Raw genomic sequence first — 443 nt, 5'->3', positions numbered from 1 at the left:
GAGAAGGCGAGCGCCCAGCCGTCGGACGAGCGGTTCGCGCCGCCGGCGAGCAGGTACTCCCCCGAGGACCGCTCAGTGAGCGCGTGGATCTCCGAAGGGGTGTCCGTCCCGATTCGGTAAGTGTGGTGCCACTGGAGTTCGCCCTCGGCGTCCGCCTTCGCGAGCGTGAAATCCCCGTCCCCGACGGGTGTCGTGTGGAACAGGAACCCGCCGTCGCTCGTGCTCGTGATCTCCCCGACCTGTTCGTCCCCGAGCGGGCCGTACTCGCGGGTCCAGTCGAGTTCGTACGACGCGTCGAGCCGGGCGGCCGCGTTCCCGCTGCAGAGGATCAGCCCGTCGCCGTCCCCGACGCCGGCGTTCAGCACCCCGTCGGGACGGTCCGCCGGCAGGTCGATCCGCCGGGACGAGCCGTCGGCGTCGAACGCGGCGAGCCACGGGAACGG

General features: G+C 71.8%; 1 pseudogene. It reads right to left on the bottom strand.

The window, feature by feature from the left end:
- Positions 1–443: pseudogene (locus tag ACFR9S_RS11155) on the bottom strand (hypothetical protein); the annotation flags it as partial.

Origin of the sequence: Halolamina salina (assembly GCF_042678005.1) — an archaeon.
Taxonomy (GTDB): domain Archaea; phylum Halobacteriota; class Halobacteria; order Halobacteriales; family Haloferacaceae; genus Halolamina; species Halolamina salina.
Note: the sequence above shows the minus strand (reverse complement) of the source record. Positions and strands in the feature narration are given on the sequence as shown.